Origin of the sequence: Atlantibacter sp. RC6 (genome assembly GCF_014193285.1) — a bacterium.
GTDB lineage: Bacteria > Pseudomonadota > Gammaproteobacteria > Enterobacterales > Enterobacteriaceae > Atlantibacter.
Window position 1 is genome coordinate 1 of record NZ_JACHZE010000012.1, and the last position, 22709, is coordinate 22709.

23 protein-coding genes and 1 pseudogene are annotated in these 22709 nt (G+C 55.4%); 13 read left to right on the forward strand and 11 right to left on the reverse strand.

Features of this window, described 5'->3' with window-relative positions:
- Positions 1-316: 316 nt before the first annotated feature.
- From FHW74_RS20095 to FHW74_RS20120, 6 genes are all read right to left on the reverse strand, one after another.
- Positions 317-892: a TerD family protein gene (locus FHW74_RS20095; protein WP_183172106.1), complete on the reverse strand. Its 576-nt coding sequence runs from the start codon at positions 890-892 to the stop codon at positions 317-319.
- Positions 893-954: 62 nt separating this feature from the next.
- Positions 955-1533 (reverse strand): TerD family protein, encoded by a 579-nt coding sequence (locus FHW74_RS20100; protein WP_183172107.1) that lies wholly within the window; start codon positions 1531-1533, stop codon positions 955-957.
- Between the two features lie 48 nt (positions 1534-1581).
- A complete protein-coding gene (gene terC, locus FHW74_RS20105) occupies positions 1582-2625 on the reverse strand; it encodes a tellurium resistance membrane protein TerC (protein WP_183172108.1) in 1044 nt (347 codons plus the stop codon).
- Positions 2626-2647: 22 nt separating this feature from the next.
- Positions 2648-3103: a tellurite resistance TerB family protein gene (locus tag FHW74_RS20110; RefSeq protein WP_144130008.1), complete on the reverse strand. Its 456-nt coding sequence runs from the start codon at positions 3101-3103 to the stop codon at positions 2648-2650.
- 23 nt (positions 3104-3126) lie between these two features.
- On the reverse strand, positions 3127-4287 hold the full coding sequence (locus FHW74_RS20115; protein WP_183172109.1) for a TerD family protein: 1161 nt from the start codon (positions 4285-4287) through the stop codon (positions 3127-3129).
- The gene (locus FHW74_RS20120; RefSeq protein ID WP_125295067.1) at positions 4284-4868 is read right to left on the reverse strand and encodes a TerD family protein; all 585 of its coding nucleotides are present in this window, start codon (positions 4866-4868) and stop codon (positions 4284-4286) included. The genes FHW74_RS20115 and FHW74_RS20120 overlap by 4 nt, the downstream gene beginning before the upstream one ends.
- 327 nt (positions 4869-5195) lie before the next feature.
- Between FHW74_RS20120 and FHW74_RS20125 the strand changes: the two genes are divergently transcribed.
- The 10 genes from FHW74_RS20125 (at position 5196) to FHW74_RS20170 (ending at position 13894) form a co-directional block, all read left to right on the forward strand.
- Positions 5196-6272: an ATP-grasp domain-containing protein gene (locus tag FHW74_RS20125; protein WP_183172110.1), complete on the forward strand. Its 1077-nt coding sequence runs from the start codon at positions 5196-5198 to the stop codon at positions 6270-6272.
- The gene (locus FHW74_RS20130; protein WP_370528056.1) at positions 6265-7386 is read left to right on the forward strand and encodes a phosphoribosyltransferase domain-containing protein; all 1122 of its coding nucleotides are present in this window, start codon (positions 6265-6267) and stop codon (positions 7384-7386) included. Before FHW74_RS20125 ends, FHW74_RS20130 begins: the two co-directional genes overlap by 8 nt.
- Positions 7379-8158: a hypothetical protein gene (locus FHW74_RS20135; RefSeq protein ID WP_183172112.1), complete on the forward strand. Its 780-nt coding sequence runs from the start codon at positions 7379-7381 to the stop codon at positions 8156-8158. The genes FHW74_RS20130 and FHW74_RS20135 overlap by 8 nt, the downstream gene beginning before the upstream one ends.
- Positions 8151-9230, forward strand: coding sequence for a cysteine protease StiP family protein (locus FHW74_RS20140; protein WP_183172113.1), 1080 nt, complete (start codon positions 8151-8153; stop codon positions 9228-9230). The genes FHW74_RS20135 and FHW74_RS20140 overlap by 8 nt, the downstream gene beginning before the upstream one ends.
- Positions 9230-10186 (forward strand): HpcH/HpaI aldolase/citrate lyase family protein, encoded by a 957-nt coding sequence (locus FHW74_RS20145; protein WP_183172114.1) that lies wholly within the window; start codon positions 9230-9232, stop codon positions 10184-10186. The genes FHW74_RS20140 and FHW74_RS20145 overlap by 1 nt, the downstream gene beginning before the upstream one ends.
- A 139-nt stretch (positions 10187-10325) precedes the next feature.
- A complete protein-coding gene (locus tag FHW74_RS20150; RefSeq protein WP_183172115.1) occupies positions 10326-10802 on the forward strand; it encodes a tellurium resistance protein TerW in 477 nt (158 codons plus the stop codon).
- 119 nt (positions 10803-10921) lie between these two features.
- Positions 10922-11611 carry an N-acetylmannosamine-6-phosphate 2-epimerase gene (locus FHW74_RS20155; RefSeq protein WP_183172116.1) on the forward strand — a complete coding sequence of 230 codons (690 nt, stop codon included), beginning with the start codon at positions 10922-10924 and terminating at the stop codon, positions 11609-11611.
- Positions 11608-12474, forward strand: coding sequence for an N-acetylmannosamine kinase (locus FHW74_RS20160; protein WP_183172117.1), 867 nt, complete (start codon positions 11608-11610; stop codon positions 12472-12474). Before FHW74_RS20155 ends, FHW74_RS20160 begins: the two co-directional genes overlap by 4 nt.
- 3 nt (positions 12475-12477) lie before the next feature.
- Entirely contained in the window at positions 12478-12966 is a 489-nt protein-coding gene (nanQ, locus tag FHW74_RS20165) for an N-acetylneuraminate anomerase (protein WP_183172118.1), read from the forward strand.
- A 79-nt stretch (positions 12967-13045) separates the two neighbouring features.
- Complete coding sequence (locus FHW74_RS20170; RefSeq protein ID WP_255459955.1) at positions 13046-13894, forward strand: MurR/RpiR family transcriptional regulator; 849 nt, start codon at positions 13046-13048, stop codon at positions 13892-13894.
- Here FHW74_RS20170 and FHW74_RS20175 read toward each other — a convergent pair.
- From FHW74_RS20175 to nanR, 3 genes are all read right to left on the reverse strand, one after another.
- Positions 13891-15381: an MFS transporter gene (locus FHW74_RS20175; protein ID WP_183172120.1), complete on the reverse strand. Its 1491-nt coding sequence runs from the start codon at positions 15379-15381 to the stop codon at positions 13891-13893. The genes FHW74_RS20170 and FHW74_RS20175 overlap by 4 nt on opposite strands.
- A gap of 61 nt (positions 15382-15442) precedes the next feature.
- Positions 15443-16345 (reverse strand): N-acetylneuraminate lyase, encoded by a 903-nt coding sequence (gene nanA / locus FHW74_RS20180; RefSeq protein ID WP_183172121.1) that lies wholly within the window; start codon positions 16343-16345, stop codon positions 15443-15445.
- Positions 16346-16466: 121 nt separating this feature from the next.
- The gene (gene nanR / locus FHW74_RS20185; protein ID WP_183172122.1) at positions 16467-17258 is read right to left on the reverse strand and encodes a transcriptional regulator NanR; all 792 of its coding nucleotides are present in this window, start codon (positions 17256-17258) and stop codon (positions 16467-16469) included.
- 347 nt (positions 17259-17605) lie between these two features.
- On the opposite strand from nanR, the pseudogene FHW74_RS20190 reads away from it, so the two are divergent.
- From FHW74_RS20190 to FHW74_RS20200, 3 genes and pseudogenes are all read left to right on the forward strand, one after another.
- Positions 17606-17803, forward strand: a pseudogene (locus tag FHW74_RS20190) (hypothetical protein); the annotation flags it as partial.
- A gap of 160 nt (positions 17804-17963) precedes the next feature.
- Positions 17964-18866 (forward strand): EamA family transporter, encoded by a 903-nt coding sequence (locus tag FHW74_RS20195; RefSeq protein ID WP_183172124.1) that lies wholly within the window; start codon positions 17964-17966, stop codon positions 18864-18866.
- 333 nt (positions 18867-19199) lie between these two features.
- A complete protein-coding gene (locus tag FHW74_RS20200) occupies positions 19200-20429 on the forward strand; it encodes an anaerobic sulfatase maturase (protein WP_183172125.1) in 1230 nt (409 codons plus the stop codon).
- Positions 20430-20501: 72 nt separating this feature from the next.
- Here FHW74_RS20200 and FHW74_RS20205 read toward each other — a convergent pair whose 3' ends face one another.
- Together FHW74_RS20205 and FHW74_RS20210 are read right to left on the reverse strand one after the other, a co-directional pair.
- Positions 20502-20975 (reverse strand): hypothetical protein, encoded by a 474-nt coding sequence (locus FHW74_RS20205; RefSeq protein WP_183172126.1) that lies wholly within the window; start codon positions 20973-20975, stop codon positions 20502-20504.
- Between the two features lie 44 nt (positions 20976-21019).
- The gene (locus tag FHW74_RS20210) at positions 21020-22696 is read right to left on the reverse strand and encodes a sulfatase (protein WP_183172127.1); all 1677 of its coding nucleotides are present in this window, start codon (positions 22694-22696) and stop codon (positions 21020-21022) included.
- Between the last annotated feature and the right edge of the window lie 13 nt (positions 22697-22709).

Genomic DNA, 22709 nt, shown 5'->3' on the forward strand with positions numbered 1-22709 from the left:
AGAAAGGCAGGATGCCGTATCTCGCCCGACCCGGAGCCGGACGCGATAAGCTGAGGGCACCGCGAAGCGGCGATTTCGCTCGGGGGAGCCGGGGTCGCCAGGGGGGCGGCGGCGAGCCCCACTGGCCCGTTCGCGTACACTGACGCCAGAGACTGACCCGAAAGCCCAGGCGAACGGAACAATTCCACCGAACGGAACCATTCCACTACACCCAAGCGAACGGAACAATTCCACCTAACAGAACAATTCCCCCTCAAACACCAGCCATAAAAAAACCCCGGCGAACCGAGGTTTTGTATAACCACAGCGTTAAACGTTATACGTTCACGCCATGCTGCGACGCCAGCGCAGACAAACCGCCTGCAAAGCCCTGGCCTACCGCTTTAAATTTCCACTCTGCGCCGTGGCGGTACAGTTCGCCAAACACCATCGCGGTTTCTGTAGACGCATCTTCAGACAGATCGAAACGGGCGATTTCAGAACCGTTGTCATTGTTAAAGATACGCATGTAGCTATTGCTCACCATGCCGAAGTTCTGCTTACGGGCTTCCGCATCATAAATAGTGACCGCGAACACCAGCTTTTTAACCTCGGCAGGCACTTTGGTCAGATCGACTTTGATCTGCTCGTCGTCGCCTTCGCCTTCGCCGGTACGGTTGTCGCCCTGGTGCTCAACGGAGCCGCAGGCGCTGAGTTTGTTGTTGAAGAAGATAAAGCTGCTGTCGCTCAGCACCTTGCCGTCTTCGCCAACCATAAACACGGACGCGTCCAGGTCGAATGCTTGTCCGTCGGTGACACGCGCATCCCAACCCAGGCCAGCCATGGCGACGTTCATGGTCGGTGCTTCTTTAGTGAGGGATACGTTACCGCCTTTTACGAGAGAAACTGCCATTTTAAAGCTCCTGCTTTTAGGGAGAGAGACGGGCGGCGTTAACCGCCCGCTGTGTATTCAGATTACGAGGCGTTGATGCCGTACTGGGCGCACACGGACGCCAGTCCGCCTGCATAGCCCTGGCCAACCGCGCGGAATTTCCACTCGGTGTTGTGGCGATACAGTTCGCCAAACAGCATCGCGGTTTCCGTGGAGGCGTCTTCCGTCAGGTCGTAACGCGCCACTTCGGTCTGGTTGTCATCATTGACCAAACGGATAAACGCGCCAGAAACCTGGCCGAAGCTTTGACGGCGCACCTGCGCGTCGTGAATGGTGACCACGAAAACGATTTTGTCGACGTCAGCCGGGATCAGATCCAGTTTGATTTTCAGGGTTTCATCATCGCCATCGCCTTCACCGGTACGGTTATCGCCGGTATGGGTTACCGAGCCATCAGCGGATTTCAGGTTGTTGTAGAAAATGAAATCCGCGTCGCTGCGCACTTTCCCACTGGCAGACAGCAAAAAGGCGGAGGCGTCGAGGTCAAAGTCCTGACCATCGGTGGCGCGCACATCCCAGCCCAGACCAATCAGGACATTCTTCATGGTCGGCGCTGCTTTACTCAGTGATACGTTCCCGCCTTTAGAAAGAGAAACACTCATTGTTCAATCCTCTCTGGTTGATGTTGTTATTTGCCGGGGATAAGGAGGTTAGCCCTCCTTTTTCTCCTCAGAATCGGGTTTACCGGGGAACATAATGCTCGCCACGATACCCAACGCAAGCACACCCAGAACGACAAACAGGCTGGTCGTCGCCGAAATATTAAAACCGTGGTGCCAGATATGGTCGGTTGCGTTCAGGCCAAGTTTAGCGGCGATAAAGAACAGCAACACGATAACGGCTTTTTCCAGGTGCACCAGATACTGCTTAAGGGCTTCCAGAACAAAGTACAGGGTACGCAGACCGAGGATCGCGAACATCATGGCGCTATAAACAATCAGCGGCTCACGGCTGACCGCAATGATGGCCGGTACGGAGTCGAAGGCGAACATCACGTCCGACAGCTCCACCACCGCCACACACAGCATCAGCGGGGTCGCGTACAGCGCGGCTTTCTGACCGCGGCCAATGGTAATGTCTTTGTTTTCCGGCTTCGCCAGCTCTTCATCCACTTCTTTCTGGTTCAACAGGAAGGCGTGCCCTCTCAGTTTCGGCCAGATTGGGAAGAAGCGCTTAACCATACGGTAGGCGAGATGCTGGGAGTAATCCTCAATCTCGTCGTCATCGTCGCCGCTTTTCAGCATCATTACCGCCGTCCAGGCGACGATCAGCGCAAAGACGATTTCGACGTAGGGCCCCAGGCTAAGCAGGCCGGTACCAATCGCAACGAAAATCCCCCTGAACACGATGGCGCCGATAATACCCCAGTACAGCACGCGGTGACGGTAGCGGTCCGGCACGGCGAACCACGAGAAAATCGCCATCATCACGAACAGGTTATCGACCGACAGTACTTTCTCCAGCGCGTAACCGGTCACGAACAGGCTGGCGACTTCCGCGCCGTGATGAACATATAAGAACCCCGCGAACGCCATCGCCACCACGACCCAAAATACGGACCACAGCGCCGCGCTTTTCAGCGAGATCGGTTTGTCATGCCGATGCATGAACAGGTCGATAAAAATGGCTCCCACTGCCAACGCAATGAATACCACCACCGTTTCTGTTGGAAAGCCAATATGCGTAGATACCATACAAAACCCTTAAGAAATGCTATCAAAGACCGAATTCGGCCGGTTCAAAGCCCAGTGCCAGGGCGATTTCACGCGCCGCTTTCTGCTCGTCCGGGTCGAAATTGCCGTCGCTTTTCGCCACCGCGATCCCAACACGTACCGCCAGCTGCGCGGCTTCAGGCTGATCTTTCAGCGCCAGAATGTACTTCATGGTTTCGCCCTTGCCGATTTCCATATCGAAATCGAAGCTGCTCACCAGTTTGTTAAAGAAGTCGATAACCTCAGAGGTATCGAACACTTTCAACTCGTCGGAGGCACGCAGAAAACCGATCATCTTCTGCTTCTCTTCGGAACTGACGCCATCGCTGGATACCGCGATACGCGCGCAGACCGCCACCGTGCCCTGCATAAACTTTTTGTTCTTGAAACGGCCAACCTGTTTGGTTAACTCGTCGCGGCTGGCGTTAAACGCCCCTTTTACTTTATTGAAGAAACTCATACTGACACCCTCTGCCAAAGAAATTACTTGGAACCCGCTTTCCAGCTAAAGCCCCAGCCGAACGCCTTGTCCATATCGCTATGTCCATTAAAGAACTGATTGATTCGTTCTACTTTTATATTGCCGTTTTCGTTGACCAGACGGGCGATAGCACACATGTTGCGGTTGTTCTGCCCTTCGGTCATTCGGGTTTCGATCGGCGGCTGGTCCGGGATGAACAACGACACCACGCCGTCGGTTTTATCCCAGCTCGGCACGCCTTCATAAATAAAGGCGAAAATCAGCACTTCGCGGATGTGTTTCCACTCGCGGCCATTGACATGCAGCCACTCGCCGGTGGAAAACTCGCCGGTGCGATCGTCGCCCTGCAACTGGACATACGGCTCGCTGTCCATCGAGCCGAAGCGGTTGCCCAGCGCCTGAATCACGGTTTTGTAGCCGTCGCTCAGTTCAACAAACGCGCCTAAATCCAGGTCGATACCCTTACTGCCGCCAAATACGGCGCGCAAACCGGTCGCCGGATTACCACGATGCCAGTTGAGGTTGATGCGGATCTCACCGAAGTTATCCCGCTTGGTCAGGCTGATCGCCGGTTTCTCTTTGGTCAGGGAAACCTTGCTGAGATTGATTTTAGACGCTGCCGGAGTGGGCGCAGGCGTCGGCGCGGGGGCCGCCGTCGGCGCCGGGCTATCCGCCACATCCACGCCGAAATGCTCCGCCAGCGGTTTCAGCCCGCCGTTAAAGCCCTGGGCGATAAAGCGGAATTTCCACTCATTATTGCGGCGGTACAATTCGCCTAAAATCAGCGCCGCTTCCTGGCGGCCATTGAGATCGACCACCCCGTTCAGCAGCACTTCACCCGCCGCTTCTACCTGGATGGCCAGGCGTTGCAGGCCCGCCACGGTCTGGTTGCCGTCGCAGGTGACGGTAAAGGCCACTTTTTGCACATCCGCCTGGAGACGGTTGAGATCCACGCTAAACGCGGTGTTGTTGCCGTCATTGGTCAGCGCGATGGTGGCGTCGTCATTTTTAGGCTGGCCGTAAAACACCATATCGGCGTCGCCCTTCACTTTGCCAGTGGCGAACAGCCGGAAAGCGGAAGCGTCAACCGCCGCGCCGGACAGCACGCGCACCGTCAACAGTTGAGAAGGAACGGAGGCATTGCCTCCCGCCGTCATGTTCATGAGCGCACCACCGCCGCGACGATGTCGCTGTGCATATCGTCAATCGTGCGGCCGCTACAGGCTTTGCCCAGCGCGGTGAAATCCCACTCGCCGTTGTTGCGGCGCAGAGAGGCGATCACGATGCCGGTATGCGAGCCCTGCTCGTTCAGCTGGTAGCGCGCCAGCTCTTTATTGTTCTGGTCGACCACGCGGCAGAACGCGTTTTCCACATCGTTAAAGCTCTGGCCACGGAAGCTGTTGACGGTAAACGCCAGATATTCCACCTGGGCAGGCAGACGCGTCAGATCCACGCGGATCACTTCATCATCGCCGTCGCCTTCGCCGGTGAGGTTATCGCCGCTGTGCACCACGGAATTACAAGAGGATTTCAGTTTGCGGAACCAGACCGTGTCGATTTTGCCGCCGGATTTATCGAGCAGTACGCAGCCCGCGTCAAGATCGATGGAATCATTTCCGCCAAACAGTTTGCCTAGCATCCCTTTCTTCTTGATGGGATCCCAGCCCAGGCCGAAATGCAGCTGGTTAAGCGCCGACGATTGCTTGCTGAGTGAAACAGTTTGGTTCTTTGTTAATGAAACCATGGTCAGATCTCCATAAAGTCGTTCGTGAAAAAGGTTGAGTTTTTACACCAAAATCCTTCAGAAAAAAATCATATCATGATGCTGTTAATGAACAAGATCATTTTACCCACCAATTTTTTAAAGAAAGGTAAATCCATTATTTTTCAATGATATTGAATGCAGTCCGACAGGCTAATTTTAGGAAAAAATGTATCAGATTGCGTTTTGAAAATCACATACAACCCCGTCCAAAATCAAAATCATATTATGATTGACATCTTTTTTGCCGCTTTCTAGACTTGTTAATTAACTGTAGCCATTCAACCCCGTCCCATCGGTAATAAAAAAATGACCAATAAAATCTGGCTAATGGAAGGCTTGTCCTCCCAGCGCGACCTGATTCAGGGCATCCGCGCGTTCGCTAATCTGAAGCAGGCCGATGTGACGGTGATTGCGTCGCACCGCAACGATCGCCATGAGATCCTCTCCGAGGCTGATATGGCGCTGACTGAACCGCAGGAAGCCGACGACCGGCTGGCGTTTATCCTCGCCATGGTAAAAAAACTGGACGTTAAGGCGATTCATACTGGCCGCCACGCCGCCTGGTTCGAAGCCCATCGCGCGGCGATTACCGCCAGCGGCGTCACGCTCACTACCGGCTCCCTTCAGCCCGCCATGTTTGAACTGGCCGACGATAAAGTCGAATACGCTCACGCCATGGAAAAAGCCGGTCTGCCGGTAGTCCCTTCCCTGCGTGTCGAGTCGGTGGACGAACTGCGCGCGCTGCTCGCCCGCTCTCCGTTCGCCAGCAAATCGCTGTGCGTTAAACCGGTGAAAGGTATTTATGGCATGGGATTCTGGCGGTTTGATGAAAGCGTCTCGCCAATGGCGCACTTTATGAATCCCGACAGCCGCAAAGTGAACGCGCGTTTTTATCTCAGCGCGCTGGAGCAGGCGGGCGAATTCGAACCGCTGGTATTAATGCCCTATCTCCCCGGCCCGGAATATTCGGTGGATATGCTGGTGGAAGACGGCGTGGTGCTGGCAGCGGTGGGCCGTCGTAAAGAGGGCTCGGTACAACATCTGGAAAACCACGGTGAGGCCTTCGAACTGGCGAAAGCCTGTGCGCGCCTGATGAAAGCCGACGGGCTGGTCAACGTGCAAACCCGCAACACCGCCAGCGGCAAGCCGCTGTTGCTGGAAATCAATATGCGCCCTTCCGGGGGCATCGGTTATACGCGCTTAAGCGGCGTGAACCTGCCTGGCCTGTTCGCCTTCCGCCAGCTTGGGCTGATGAGCCAGCAGGAGGTGCTGGATGAAGCGGAGCGCGCTTTTGCGCCTGCCGTCGTCAGGCCGCTGACTGAAGCGGTCAACTATCCGACCGCGCTGACTAATCTGTATCGTGAAGAGAATGACCATGAGTGAATTTAGCCGCACGCTCTCCAGCGGAACGTTACGCGTGACGCCCACCGGCGGAATGCGTCAGCTGGATGAACTGTTCGAGCTGGCGGAGCGCCGCAATCCCAAGCGCGCGTTTTTGTTCGTCAGCAAAGTGCTGGGCCGCCACATCCCGGTCGCCCCCGGCATCATGCGATCGGTGTATCGACAGCTGGCGGAACAGTTTCCTGGGCTTGAGGCGGGCCCGGTGCTGTTTATCGGCATGGCGGAAACCGCCGTCGGCCTTGGCGCGGGGGTGTTTGATGAACTGCGCCATCAGGCGGCGGAACCGGTGTATCTGACCTCGACGCGCCATCCGGTTCCCGGCGAACTGCTGTGCGAATTTAAAGAGAACCACAGCCACGCCACCGACCACCTGATTTATCTGCCGGATGACGCCGAACTGCGCCGTCGGGTGCTTAACGCCCGCACGCTGGTGCTTATCGATGACGAAGCCACCACCGGCAACACGTTTATTAATTTGCTGGACGCGCTACAACGCGCCGGCCTGACGCAATTCAGCCAGGTGATTGCGGTTACTCTCACCGACTGGAGCGGCGACGCGCTGGCGCAGCGCTGCACTTTGCCGATCGCCACCGTGTCGCTGGTACAGGGTGACTGGCACTGGGAACCGAATCCCGATGCGCCCGTACCGGTGATGCCCGCGGTAAACGTCACGGCGACAGGCAGCGTGCCGATTACTGGCCGCCAGAGCTGGGGACGGCTGGGCATGGCGATGCCCGCAGCGGATTTGGGCGCGCATATTACCTTTCAGCCTGGTGAAAAAATTCTGGTGCTGGGCACCAGCGAATTTGTCTGGGAACCGTTTTTGCTGGCGGAGCGGCTGGAAAAAGCGGGCGCGGAGGTGAAGTACAGCTCCACGACGCGCTCGCCGATTGCCACCGGGTTCGCCATTCAGTCCGCCATTGCCTTTACGGATAATTACGGTCTCGGCATTCCTAATTTTGTCTACAACGTCGCGCACCAGCAGTTCGACCGTATTCTGCTGTGCGCGGAAACCCCCGTCGCCAGCATCGATACGGCGCTGCTGGATGCGCTACGCCAGGTCGCGCCCCGCGTAGAGGTGATTAGCTATGAATAGGCCGGTGATTTTTTCCGATCTCGACGACACGTTATTCCAGACTCGCCGCAAGATGGTGGATGAGCTGGATCTGGCTCCGTTTCGCACCGGCGCGCTGGATCGCAGCCTGGAGCCGCGCAGCTTTATGACCGAAGAGCAGGCGATGCTGGTGGACTGGATGCTGGAGCACGCCGAACTGATCCCGGTCACCGCGCGCGGCACTGAAGAGATCGCCCGGGTCACTATCCCGTTCCGTTCCTGGGCGGTAACCACCCACGGCGCGGTGATCCTCGATCCGCAGGGCCAACCGGACGACACGTGGAAAGCGCTGATGCTGGCGAAATTACAGCCTTATGCAGATAAACTCCTCGCCATGCAAAGCGCCATTACCGAGCTGATGGCGGCGCGCAATATCAACGGTTGGGCGCGAATTAACTACGAATACGGCGATGTGCCGGTGTACCTGGTGATGAAACACCGCGACAGCACCCGGCTGGACGAACTCAACGCCATCGCTGACGAAATCGAACAGACCTTCCCCACCGAGGGCTACTACATCCACCGCAACAGCAATAACGTCGCCTGGCTGCCAACGGTGGTGGAAAAGGGGCTGGCGGTCACTTATCTGCTGGAAAAACTGCGCCAGCAGCGCGGCGTTTTCCCGGTGATCGGCCTCGGTGACAGCTTAAGCGACCACCGCTTTATGCGGCTCTGCACCTGGTTCGGCCTGCCGCGCCAGAGCCAGTTTGCCCAAAGCATCACGCGGACGCTCTTTGGAGAACTGTATGACTGACTTCACGCCGTTTTCCGGCTCGTATTCCCCGCAGGATATTCACTTTCTACTCAACCCCGTCGAGCTGGAAATGACGCCGGTTGATCAGAAAGAGCAGTTGATCCAGTCCGGCGCGCGCCACTATTCGGAAATGCTCAGCCAGGAGCCGGAACCCACTGCCTGGCATCTGGATATTTTTTCTCAGGCGCTGGATCGCGGCGCGGAACGCTTAGCGAAAGAAGTGGCGATGCTGGCGCAGGCGCTGGCGGAGCGCTTCGGCGACACGCCCATCGTACTGGCAAGCCTGGTGCGCGCGGGCGTCCCGCTCGGGGTGATGCTGCATCAGACCCTGCGCGAGATGGGTAAAGAATCCCATCATTACGGCATCAGCATTATCCGCGACCGGGGCATTGATGAGGCGGCGCTGGCGTGGATTGAAGCGCGCCACGGTACGCAAGGCGTTGTGTTTGTCGACGGCTGGACCGGCAAAGGCGCGATTTCCGGCGAGCTGCGCCGCAGCCTGCAACATCGCCCCGGCTACCCTGAACAACCGCGCCTCGCGGTGCTCGCCGATCCGTGCGGCAAAGCCTGGCTCACCGCCAGCGACGACGACTGGCTGATCCCGTTTGGCATTATGGGCGCGCCGGTTTCCGGCATGATTTCACGCTCTGTCTGGTCCGCCGAGGGTTTACACGGCTGCGTGATTTGCGATCACCTGGCGCAGTTCGAATGCAGCCGGATGCTGGTGGATACCGTGGCGCAATACCGCCAGCGGTTGGATCTCAGCACGCTGCCTCACGGCGACCTGTCAGAGGTGAGAAAAACCCAGCTTCAGCAGCAAAGCGAGCGGGTGATCCAGACGCTGGCTGACCACTACCAGATTTCCAGCATCAACCGCATCAAGCCCGGCATCGCCGAAGCTACCCGCGCCGTCTTGCGCCGGGTACCGGATCATGTGCTGGTACGCTCCGCCGCCGACCCCGACGTGGCGCTGCTGGTCTACCTGGCGCGGGAGAAAGGCATCACTATTACCGAAGTGGGCGACGCCATCGGCCAGTATCGGGCGGTGACAATCATTAAAAAGGTGCTCTGATGGACAAACGGCTTTCACCCTGGCGTCTGGGCGCGACACTGTATATGCCCGCGACCCGCACTGATATTGCTGACGCCATCCTGAATAACAAAATCAGCGGCCTGCGCTCGCTGGTGATCTGCCTGGAAGACGCGGTCAGCGACGGCGATATTCCGCAAGCGCTGGAAAATTTACGCGCGCTGCTGGTTCAACTCACCCAGGCCAAAACCGCCCAGGGCAACGCGAGCTGGCCGCTGGTGTTTATCCGCCCACGCGACAGCGCCATGGGCGAACAGCTGGCGCGGGAGATGGACCTCAGCGCCATTGACGGCCTGGTGCTGCCGAAATTTACCCTGGCCTCGCTGCCCGTATGGTGGCGCATCCTCGAACCCACCGGTTTATGCATGATGCCAACGCTGGAAACCGAAGAGGTGTTCGACGTGGTGCAGATGCGCGAGCTGGCGACCACGCTGGTGGATCACCCGTGTCATTCACGGATCATCGCCCTGCGCATCGGCGGCAACGATCTGATGAACGTGATCTCCCTGCGCCGTTCACGCCATTTAACGCTGTATGACGGCCCAATGGGTTATACCATCAAAATGCTGGTGGCGGTGTTTGCTGCGCGGGATTTCGCCCTGACCGCCCCGGTGTGCGAACACATTGACGATCACCAGATCATGGACCGGGAACTGGCGCTGGATATAGCCCATGGCCTGGTGGGTAAAACGGCGATCCATCCCAATCAAATCAGCAAGATCGAAGCGGCGCTGATGGTGTCGCCCAGCGATCACGCTGATGCGCTGCGTATTCTGAACTCCACCCAGGCGGTGTTTAAATCCCAGGGGGCGATGTGCGAACCTGCGACTCACCGCCGCTGGGCATCGGGCATTCTCGCCCGCGCCCAGGTTTACGGCATCGCCAGCGAGCAGCCGCAGGACGGCATTCGTCTGCTCACCGCTACGGTGAAAAATTAACCCATGCGCAATCAATGGACAACGAGACGCATTTTTTTACCGGGAATACGTTGCCAGTTTTCGGGCATTTGGCGATGATTTTGCGCCACGTCGTGTGGCACGCTGAAATTTACACTTTAAACGCAGGCCGTTTTTCATTATGCAACTGAGTACGCGACAAGCCCGAGTTTATACGTTGGCCACCCTGCTGGGGCCCGGCAAGCCTGTGCCCGCCGCTAAAATCATCGCCGCGCTGGCCTGCTCTGAACCCACCCTGACCCGGGTTCTTAAAGAACTCAGAGAGTTTTATTCGGCGGAAATTAAGTACAGCAAGGCCAACCACACCTACCAGCTCACCCACGCCGGGCTGTTGGATAAAAAGCAGTTGCGCCGCATGAACGAGGCGCTGAACGCCAACGCCGGACGCAAATCCAGCGAAACCGTCAGCTACGTTTCGCTGGATAAAGAGAAGAAAAAGGCGGTCTCGCTGTCGCTGAAAATGTCGATCCTGCAAAAAATCGAACTGCTGGCGCTGCTCAGCAATATCACCCGCAGCGAAGCCGTGGAGATGATTGTCGGGGAATATGCCGATCGGTTAATCCGCGAAATCAAAGCCGAGCAAAAAGCTGGCGAGTAACCCCGCGTCAAAATCCAACCTACTTCACATAACCTGGTATGAAAGGTTGCAGCCCACCAGCCCGCTCTTTATCTTCATTTGGAGTGTAATTTCATATTTTTTTATTAAGTGGAGTAATCATGTCATTGCTCATTCAACTCGAAGATCGCATCAACACGCTTGGCGGACTTATCGTCTCCTGCCAGCCAGTACCAGGCAGCCCGCTTGATAAGCCGGCGATCGTCGCGGCCATGGCGCTGGCGGCGGAACAGGCCGGCGCGGCGGGGCTGCGCATTGAGGGAATCGATAACCTGCACGCCACGCGCGCCGTGGTGAGCGCGCCGATTATCGGCATTATTAAACGCGACCTGCCGGACTTCCCGGTGCGCATCACGCCGTGGCTCGAGGATGTGGATGCCCTTGCCGCCGCAGGCGCCGACATCATCGCCTTTGACGGGACGGCGCGTCCGCGTCCGACAAGCGTTGAAGCGCTGCTGGCGCGTATTCATCATCACGGCCTGCTGGCGATGGCGGACTGCTCCTCGCTGGAGGATGGCTTGCAGTGCCACCAGTTGGGCGCGGAGCTGATTGGCACCACCCTTTCCGGCTATACCACCGACGTTACGCCCAACGAGCCGGATCTGGCGCTGGTGTCGGCGCTGGCGGCTAAAGGCTGCCGGGTGATGGCGGAAGGCCGCTACAATTCGCCGGAACTGGCGGCTCAGGCGCTACAACATGGCGCCTTCGCCGTCACCGTGGGCTCAGCAATCACCCGGCTGGAGCATGTCTGCCAGTGGTTCCGGGACGCGTTACAGGACGTGAAAAAATGACGACCCTGGCGATAGACATTGGCGGCACCAAACTGGCAGCGGCGCTAATCGACGATGAGTTAACGATAATCACCCGTTGCGAACGGCCAACGCCCGCCAGCAAAACGCCGCAAGCGCTGGAAGCGGCGCTGCGTGAGCTGGTCGCCCCGCTTGCCGCACGGGCCACGCGCTTCGCCGTCGCTTCCACCGGCATTATTCAGCATGGGGTACTGACGTCGATTAATCCGGCGAATCTTGGCGGGCTGGAAAACTTCCCCCTGACCCAAACGCTGTCTCACATCACCGGCTTGCGGGGGATTGCCCTGAACGACGCCCAGGCCGCTGCATGGGCAGAGTACCAGGCGCTATCGGCGGCTATCGATGATATGGTGTTTTTAACCGTATCCACCGGCGTGGGCGGCGGAGTTATCAGTCGCGGCACCCTGTTACAAGGGCCCGGCGGCCTGGCCGGACATCTGGGCCATACCCTTGTCGATCCACATGGTCCGCGCTGCGGCTGCGGGCGCACCGGCTGCGTGGAAGCCATCGCCTCCGGGCGCGGGATCGCCGCTGCGGCGCGCGATGATTTGGCCGGGCTGGACGCCAAAGCCATTTTTGTCCACGCCCGGCAGGATCATCCGCAGGCGCTGGCGCTTATTGATCGTTCCGCCCGTACTCTGGCGCGCTTAATCGCCGATATCAAAGCCGCTTTCGACTGCCAGTGCGTGGTGATTGGCGGCAGCGTCGGTCTCGCGCCGGGCTATCTGGAGCGCGTCCACGTGGCTCTGATGCAGGAACCGGCGGTGTATCACGTAGAACTGCGCCCCGCTCATTACCGCCAGGACGCCGGTTTACTGGGCGCGGCGCTTTTTGCTAAGGAGTAACGGATGATTACAGGACATATCGACCATCTGGCCGCGGCGGGCTTAGCCAGGCCGCTGCACGATGCCCTCGTTCAGGCGCTGAGGGAAAACCCGGCGCAAAAGCAGCCGGACAGCTACACCCTCGACGGCGAGCGGCTGTTTATGAATGTGATGACGTTGACTACCCAGCCGCCACAGGAAAAAAAGGCCGAATTGCACCGGGCGTATATTGATATTCAGCTGCTGCTGGAAGGTAGCGAAACCATTTATTACGGCCTCGCGGAAAGCGCGCGACAGCTTGAGGAGTGGCACCCGGAGCAGGATTACCAGTTATGCAACGACATCCATAATTCCCAGAGCCTCACTCTTGAACCCGGCATGTTCGCCATCTTTATGCCCGGCGAGCCGCACAAGCCGGGTTGCCATGACACACGTCGCGAGCCGCTCAAAAAAGTGGTGATTAAATTGCACCGGGATGCCCTGCTACCGGGTGATAAGCGTCTTCTCTGTTGAGACTTTTGCCGCGCGTCCCCCGTCGCGGCATTTTTTTGAGTACTATACCGTGATGACTCACACACCTAATACCTTCACTATGCCACCACTGCAACCCGGAAAAATCCTCGCCACCCTTGGAGCGATGCAAAGCAGCCTGAGCCGCACCAGCCAGCGCATCGCTCAGTTTATTTTGCAAAACCCGCAGCGGGCCACCACCCTGACCGTCGCCGGGCTGGCGCAGGACGCCCAGGCAGGCGAAGCCTCTATCGTGCGGTTTTGCCGCCTGCTGGGTTTTCGCGGCTTTCAGGATTTTAAACGCGATCTCACCATCGAACTGGCGCGCAGCGACGCGATGCTGGATGCCGATATCACGCCGGATGACGACGTGGACGCGGTCAGCGGCAAGCTCCAGGAAACGGTTAACAGCGTAATGACGCAAACCCGCACCCTGCTTGATGCCCAACAGGTACGGCGCGCGGTGGATGCGCTATTAAACGCCCCGTCGGTGTACCTTTTCGGCGTGGGTTCATCGGGAATTAGCGCCCGGGAGATGAAGCACAAGCTGATGCGCGTGGGCTTACGGGCGGTGGCGATACAGGATAATCATGAGATGGCGATGCAGGCGGCGCTGCTGCGGCCCGATGAGGTGGCTTTCGCCATTAGCCATTCCGGCGCATCGCCGGAAACGGTCAAGGCGCTGCGTCTGGCGAAAGCGGCGGGCGCAACCACCGTGGCGTTAACCCATAATCTCGCCACGCCGTTGTTGGAGCAGGCCGACATCGTGTTAATCAACGGTCATCATCAGGGGGAATTACAGGGTGACTCGCTGGCTACGCGAGTGGCTCAGGCGTTTGTGCTGGATGTGCTGTACAGCCTGCTGGTACAGGCTCGCCCGGAACAGGCCCGGGCGAATAAGTTGAAAACCATGGCGGCGCTCAAGCCTTAGCTTTTGCTCTTCACCAGTTCATGCGGCTTTAGGCTTTTTACCCGCGCGCCGCTAAAGGGTTTGCCGTCGATGGCATCATGGGTGCGCAGGGCTTCGGGGCGCAACCAGCGCTGAACCCGGGACGGCATATCCAGGCCAATCAGCAGGATCACCACGAAAGTCAGGCTGAATGACAGCGAACCGAGCGCGGTGCCCAAATCGAGACGCTGGGCAATCACCGCGCCAATAATCGGCGCGAGCGCCCCGCCAAGCGCGCCGACGTTGTAGGTAAAGCCCAGCCCGGCGGCCCGCTGGTCAGTATCGAAATAGCCGCCGATCAGCTTCGGCAAAATGCCGGAAATCCCCTGCCCCAACATCTGCTGGAAGAACAGCAGCAGGCCCAACACCCAGACGTTACTGCCGCCGATGGCGAACACCGGAATAATCAGCAGTTGCGAGGCCAGCAGGCTACACACGTAGGCTTTGCGGGTGCCGAGCCAGTCGCCCAGGAAGCCGCCCACGCAGCAGCCTACCGCCGCGCCAAATCCGCTAAAGAACAGTACTCGCGCCACCGTGGCCGGATCGTAGGCCAGCTCGGTTTTCAGGTAAGTCGGCAACAGCGCCTGAATCGGCCACGAGTAGAGAAACGCGAACAGGACCACCACCATCAACATGACGCCGGTCGGCCAGCGCTTGCCGCTGCTCTGTACCATAAAACTGATAAATATCGCCGCGCACAGCAGACCCAGCACGGCCACAATCGCCGCATTGTTTAACTGACCGGCGAAGCAGAACCACAGCGCGGTTGCCGCAACGATCGTCAGCAGTACATTGAGCACGCGATGCTCGCCGCGATAGAGGATATCCACCATGGTGCGCACCGGGGCTTTGCCCGCGTGTTTTTGCTTCCAGTCCTCGGCTTCAGGAATATTTTTACGCAGCCACAGGGCGAAAATGATCGGCAGAATGCCGATGAAGAACAGCGCGCGCCAGCCCCAGACCGGCACAACCAGGCTATATACCTGCGCCGCGACCACGGCGCCAACCGAGAAGCCGGAAATCAAAAAACCGCTGGCTTTATTACGCAACTGCTTCGGCCAGCTTTCAATGACGTAGGTGGCGCTGGAGCCGTATTCACCCGCCATCCCCATGCCGATCACCAGCCGGGCGATAAACATGGTGGTGTAGCCCGGCGCAAGGCCGCAGGCCAGGGTGCCCACGGAAAACAGTACGATACTGGAGACCATCGCCAGACGCCGCCCGTAGCGGTCGCCCATGGCGCCCAGCATCAGGCCGCCGAACCAGCGGGAAATAAACGCGGCGGAGATCAGGCTGGCGGCCTGTACCGTCGTTAAACCGAATTCGCCCTGAATTTCAGTCAGCACCAGGGCAATCAGGACAAAATCGAAGCCATCAAGTAAATAGCCTAACCAGGCGGCGGAAAATGCCCGCCACTGGCTGCGGTTGAGATGGCGATACCACGGGATAGTTTGGGTCGTGATACTCATAGGAGTCTCCCGAAACGCGTCTTGTAGGGTAGGTGCCGGATGGCTCCGGCATCCGGTATTTTTATTGCTGTTGTTGTTTTTCTTGTTGGAGCTGCTGCGCTAAGGCTTTCAGTTCAGGCAGATATTTTTCATCTACCGGCGCGAAGGGTTTACGGCACAGCGGCGAGGCCACCACGTCCATATAGTGCAACACTGTTTTCAGGCCGCGGAATACGCCGGTTTTAATCAGCAGATCAATTACCTGGTTACACTGGGTCTGCAACCGCTGCGCCTGAGCGATATTTCCTTCCTTCAGCGCTTTTACAATACCCTGATAGCGCCATCCCATAATGTTATAGGTGCTGCCGATACCGCCGTCAGCGCCCGCCAGCAGGCCGGAGGCGAAAATCTCGTCATAGCCGTTGTACAGCACCAGATCCGGATGGGCGCGGCGGATCTGCTCCATCTGGTACAGATCGCCGGAGGTCTGCTTCAGCGCGCCGACGCCAGGCAGCGTGACCAGCGTATTGATTTGCTCGAGGCTCAGCTTAACCCCGCTGAGTGCCGGGATGTTATACACCACCATCGGCAATCCATTCGCTGAATCAATAATGGCGCGATAGTGATCGCAATGCTCTTCAAAGCTGAACGGATAGTAAAACGGCGTCACCGCTGAGACAGCATCGTAGCCGTAACGGCTGGCGGCATCGGCTAACTGCTGGCTTTCCCCGGTGCTGACGGTGCCGACGTGGGCAATCAGCGTAATGCGGCCTTTGGCTTCTTCAGCAACAATTTCAAGCACTTCTTCGCGCTCGGCGATGTTCTGGACGAAAGCTTCGCCGGTTGAACCGCCAACGTACAGCCCGTCGATCCCCTGATCGATATTAAACCGCACCAGCCGGCGCAGGCTTTCGGTATCCAGTCTCTGGTGTTGATCAAACGGCGTAAGCAGCGCGGGCATAACCCCTTTTAATGTGGCGGACATAGCAACCTCATGAATGATGAATGTGACGTAACTATATACCTTTATACCTGTTATACCAGCACACCAACGCGCCATTTTGCAGGAAAAGATTCAGATTGGGATCGACTTCACTAAACGATCGTTACGCTTTCTTGCGGGATTTTTTGCTTTGCTGGTAAGCGTGACGGGCAGCGAATACGCTGTTGAGATGGTCATGCAGCGCCCGATCCGCCGCGTCGGGATCGCGGTTGCGGATCGCCTCGACGATAACGATATGCTGCTGATAGCTCACGTTATTATGCTGGTAGAGCTCCTCATCCGGCACCGCAGGACGCGCGGCAATCAGCCAGTCGAGCAGGGCGACGTGGATCGCCATAAAGATCGGGTTACCGGGGATTTCGGCCAGCACGCGGTGAAATTCAACGTCGGAACGGATAAACGCGGCGTTATCATCCAGCGACTGGCTGTTAAGCTCCAGCGCTTTCGCCAGCCGTTCGACCTGCTGATCGGTCGCGTGCCCGGCGGCATAACGCACCAGGCTGGATTCAAAGAACAGGCGCAACTGTTCAAAATGGCCGATGCCCTCGGGATGCGCCAGGAAATCTTTGGCCATGCCGGAGAGTTCGCTGATGATGGTATCTGCGGAGGGTCGCGATACGCGGGCGCGCTCGCCGTTATTGATCTGCACCAGCCCTTTACGCTTCAGCGCCGCCAGCGCTTCACGCACCGATGGACGGCCAACGTTGAAAAAGGTCATTAACTCGCGTTCCGACGGGAGTTGCTCGCCTTCGGAAAACTCGCGGCGGCGGATCATTTGCTCCAGTTCTTCTTCCACCATTTCAGACAATTTCACGCGCGCCAGCGGGCGACGGCGCAATGCGTTGCCAATAGTTTGGGAAGTCTCTTTCGGGGATTGATCGCCAGTATCTTTCATAAACGTCGTATTAATGAACAGTGACAGGGAGTTATGGATAAAAACGCATCATAGCACGGTTTTAAAAGGGTGGCGAAAGCGTCAACGCCAGTCTGTGCGCCGGATGCTCGCCGTTACGATAAACTGAGCGATTGTCATTAATCAGCTAATAATAAATGAACGAAAAAAACACGCTGTAAATTTCACTATTATTTATTGTTATCATTTTAATAACGCAAGGCTAAAATAATTAAAATCCATAATAGATAAGCGGATATTCGTATTAATCCGATGGGTAATGACGACTCTGGAAAATTATCTTAGTTTCACACCTGAATTATCAGGATAATTGCAGAGAAGGTTAAATAATGAAAAAGTTAATGATGATGGCAACGAGTATCGCGTTTGTCGGTTTAGTCGCTGGCTGCTCCAGCGCCGCGCAGCGCCAGGCGGATTGCGAGGCCAAAGGCATCAGCCGTGATACCTGTTACCTGGCGGAACAGCAGCGCCAGGCAGCGATTCTCTCCGCCTCAGAAAAACAGGCCATGGAAAACGCGCAACAGGCCGTGAAATAATTTCAGTATAAAAAAACCGCCTGGCGAAAACCGTGGCGGTTTTTTTACCCCCTTAAAGTTTGCAGGGCATTTGCGGCGTCGCGCTTAACGCATTCATTATTAATATTATGTTATGCTTTGGCGGCTTATTAACATCACCGCCGGGAAACAAATGAGTTACGCAAAAAAAGGGATGCTGTATGTTCTGCTCGCCGCCATATTCTGGGGAAGTTCCGGTGTGGCCGCGCAGTACATTATGGAGCAAAGCCAGATATCCGCACCGTTTTTGACCATGATCCGCCTGCTGTTTAGCGGATTCATTCTGTTGACGCTCTCTTTTATGCAGGGCGATCACATCTTCGCGATGTTCAAAATCCGCCGCGACGCCATCAGCCTGATTATTTTTTCCCTTTTCGGGGCGCTGCTGGTCCAGTTTACCTTTCTGGTCGCCATTGAAAAATCCAACGCCGCGACGGCCACCATTTTGCAGTTCCTGTCGCCGACCATCATTGTAATGTGGTTTGCCGCCATTCTGAAAAAACGCCCGTCGCGCTATGTGATGATGGCGGTGGCGACATCGCTTATCGGCACCTTTTTGCTGGTCACCCACGGCAACCCGACTTCGCTGTCGATATCCGGTGCCGCGCTGTTCTGGGGCATCGCCTCGGCGTTTGCCGCCGCGTTTTATACCACCTATCCCTCTAAGCTTATCGGCCAGTACGGCACGCTGCCGATCGTCGGCTGGAGTATGCTGATTGGCGGCGCGGCGCTGTTGCCGTTCTATATCAGCCAGCACAGCGGCGTCACCATTAACAGCCACGTGCTGATGGCGTTTTTCTATCTGGTGGTAGTCGGCACCGCCCTCACCTTCAGTATTTACCTGAAAGGCGCGCAGATGATCGGCGGCCCGAAAGCCAGCATTCTGAGCTGCGCGGAACCCCTGAGCAGCGCGCTACTGTCGCTGGCGCTGTTGGGGATTTCGTTTACCCTGCCGGACTGGCTGGGCACGCTGTTAATCCTGTCATCGGTGGCGCTGATATCGCTGGATTCTCGCCGTAAGGTGCGCCCGGCGTAATTAACCGCTGGTTTCCAGAATATCGACGACCTGGCCCTCAGTGGGTTGATCGTCCTTGATCGGGCCTTTGTAGACCACCGTCATTTTTGTGGGCCCTATCACAAAATTCCGCCCCCTGCGTTGTAACTTCGTCCTTGCGTGATAAGTTCACAAAAAAGGATTGTGACTGCGACGAGCAGGCAAAACCAGACAGACTTCTCAGAGGTCTGTCTGGTTTTTTTTTGCTTGTTGCCAGGCCCTACTTGAATAGCGAAATACCGGTACATCACTAATTCATTCAGGCGTGACGATGAGCATTACCCTTTCAGGATCAATAAAAAGGCAGCGTAAGTCATGCGTCAGACAATCCAAAATTTTCAGTTAATGGCAAAGCCCTCCGGTTCAGTCTGCAACATTGATTGCACTTACTGCTTTTATCTTGAAAAAGAGCATTTATATCCGGAGCGAAAACAGAACTGGCGGATGGATAACCAGACGCTGGAAAATTACATTAAAAAAAATATCCAGGCTCAGCGAGCCGATGTGGTTGATTTCCTGTGGCAGGGCGGCGAGCCAACAATGTTGGGTATCGACTTTTATCGTGAAGCGGTACGGTTACAGGAATTGTATCGGGGAAAAAAGACCATCAATAATTTCTTCCAGACTAATGGTATAAACCTCAATGACGAATGGGCAACATTCTTCAAAGAACATCACTTTCTGGTAGGTATTTCTATTGATGGCGATCGCATAAGTAATGACCAATACCGATTAACGCGCTCCGGAAAAAGTACCTTTGATAGTGTGATTACTGGCGTCGAAACGCTCAAACGTCATAAAGTGGAATTTAATACCCTGACGGTGGTTAATGCAAAAAATGTTCAGCGCCCGCTCGATGTCTACCGGTTCCTGAAAAGAATCGGCAGCCGTTACATGCAATTTATTCCTCTGGTAGAGCGACGTGCGGCGCAGCCGGATCAAAATGGCCTTACGTTAATCAAACCTGATTTTTCTGAGCAATGCGCGGTTGAGGCATGGTCAGTACCCGCTGCGGCGTGGGGTAAATTCCTTAATGCCATTTTTGATGAATGGGCCGTTAACGATTTGGGCCAGACGTTCGTCATGAATTTCGAACAAACCCTGACAAAAATGAACGGGATGCAAAGCGCCTGTGTTATTAACGAAACCTGTGGTGGTAATTTGATCGTCGAATCCAATGGCGATGTTTACTCATGCGACCATTTCGTCTATCCGGAAAATAAATTGGGAAATATTAATGTGACGGATATTGCCGATATGGTTAACTCGCCGCAAAATCTGGATTTTGGTGCCAGGAAAGCGACCCACATTAGCAGAGATTGCCTTCAGTGTCCGGTCAAATCCGTCTGTAACGGTGGATGCCCTAAGCATCGCTTTGAACTATCAAGCGATGGGAAACCGAATAAAAACTATCTTTGCGACGGCTTCGCTATTCACTTACATCATGTGGTTCCGAAGTTTCAACGGATACTCAACTTGCTGGAAAAACAGACAACACCCACGCGAATTAAAAGAGAAATGCGTACCCTGATCAAAGCGCGATAAGTCAGAGTGAAATTTTCCCTGCTTTCGCCATCGAGTCAGGCAGGGAAATAAAATCGGCTTGCGGCAAAATATTTATTGCGTTTCAGGCAAGCGATAATTCATTTTCACCAGGGTAACGGCAACGCCGTCTATCGTGTATGGCTGTATTTCTACCCACACTTTATCGAGATTATCCACCGGATGGTTATCGACTGGCCCGGTTTGTTCTGCAAAATAAATAACCGCATTATTACGCATGGTTTTATGGAAGTGCGGCAACCGCTGCTGGTAAAAATTCACGGTAGCCGTCTCAGTGACGGGCGAGATAAACATCGCAAAGGGTAATGACGTTCCATAATCATCAAAAGCGATACCATTGTAACGATTAAAAACCAGCGTTGATTCAGGTAGTACGGGGAGTGTGACATGAGCGCTCAACTCCGTCTGCCGGTATTTTTCAGGCACCCCCATTTGCCGGGCAAGTGATTGCGCAAGGATATCCAGACTCTGCGCGAAAGAGAGCCCTGAGAAGAAAAGAATAAATAGTAGCCAATGAGATAATTTCATTTTTTACCCTAAAAAGGAGGAGATTGCTCTCCTCCGGTTTGCGTTTATTTTGCTTCTTTCATGTAATTTTCTTTAATGAAGTCCTGAGTTTTATCCATCGCTTCACTCATTTTCTGCAACCTTTCCGCTTTGCCCGGGGTATCCGGCAGGAATCCGACATATTTGTCTTTAGGACCATATGGACGCATCCAGTTTTGCGGGAAGTCTGCCGATTTAACGCCGTTACCTTTGTCTTCATAACGCTGAACGATCCCTTCCGACAGTTTTGCGTTATAAGGAATAATATTTTCACCGTTATGGTCGCCAAGTTTGGCAAACAGTTCCTGACGCAGATCCTGTTTAACCTTAACGATCTGTGGATCGGTGGAATTGATCAGGTTATGCATTTCCTTAGGATCTGCTTTCAGATCGTAAAGCTCTTCAGTATCCCAGACGCCATAATAGTTAATGTACTTATATTGCTCACCGCGAATAGCAAAGGTGGTGGGAGTGTAAGGGAAGTTATATTCCCAGAAGTATTCATACACGAAGGTTTTACTTCTTGGCTCTGCTGGGGCTTTTCCACTGCCCAGAGACAGGAAGCTAGAACCGTCATAGTCTTTTGGTTTTGGCAAACCTGCGGCTTCGAGCAACGTTGGCGCAATGTCGATATTTGCGACAACATCATCAACGACCCGACCAGCATCAAAACCGGGGCCGCTGGCAATCAGCGGGACACGGATCGACTCTTCGTACGCATTACGCTTATCGATCAGTCCATGCTCGCCAAACATAAAGCCATTATCGCCCATCACCATAATAATGGTGTTTTTATCCAGGTTATGCTCTTTAAGATACTGACGAACACGCCCTACGCTTTCATCAACGGACATTAAGGTTTCGTAATAGCTTTGTAGCCATTCGTTGTAATCAAGCTTTTCCATATAAGGGAAATCGATCCCATGCCAGCTATTACGCTGATCTTTAACCCAACGCGGTTTACCCTGATAGTTTTCCGCGTTATTCACCCACGAATCCGGCTTCTTGAACACCTTACCTTTTAGCTTGCCGATATGGCGCGGTGCAGGCAAGAAATCAGCATGGACACCTTTATGGCCTAAATAGAGCATAAAGGGTTTTGATTTGTCCCTGTGATCCAACCAGTCAACGGCATAGTCGGTCAGCTCATCGGTAATATAGCCTTTCTGTTTAACGACTTTTCCATCAACGTTCAGTTCGGACGCGCCGCCGAATTCATTCACAGGGTAATAATTCCCTTGCGAGTTTGAACCAATAAAGCCAACCCACTTATCAAACCCGGCAAACCCCGGCTTCGCTTCTTTTTCTACACCGCCAAAATGCCATTTACCAAAGAACCCTGTTTGATAACCCGCTTCTTTAAGGCGCTGAGGAAAGAAGTTCAGATCATAAACTTTGTCGTTTTTATTGTTATCAACCATGCCGTGATTGTGGGCATACATCCCTGTGAGGATGCTGGCGCGACTCGGTCCGCATAGCGAAGTGGTGACAAAAGCATTTTTAAAGTAAGTGCCGTCTTTGGCCATCGCGTCCATATTCGGCGTTACCGCATCGCTGTTAACGAAGCCCATCGCATCGTAACGCTGATCGTCAACGATGATATAAACGATATTCGGTTTTTCCGGCGCTGCCCAGGCCGCTGAGCCAGCCGTCGTTGCAAGGCAAGCTACGCCAATCAGTGCAGATAATAAACTACGTTTCATTTATTTCTCCTTA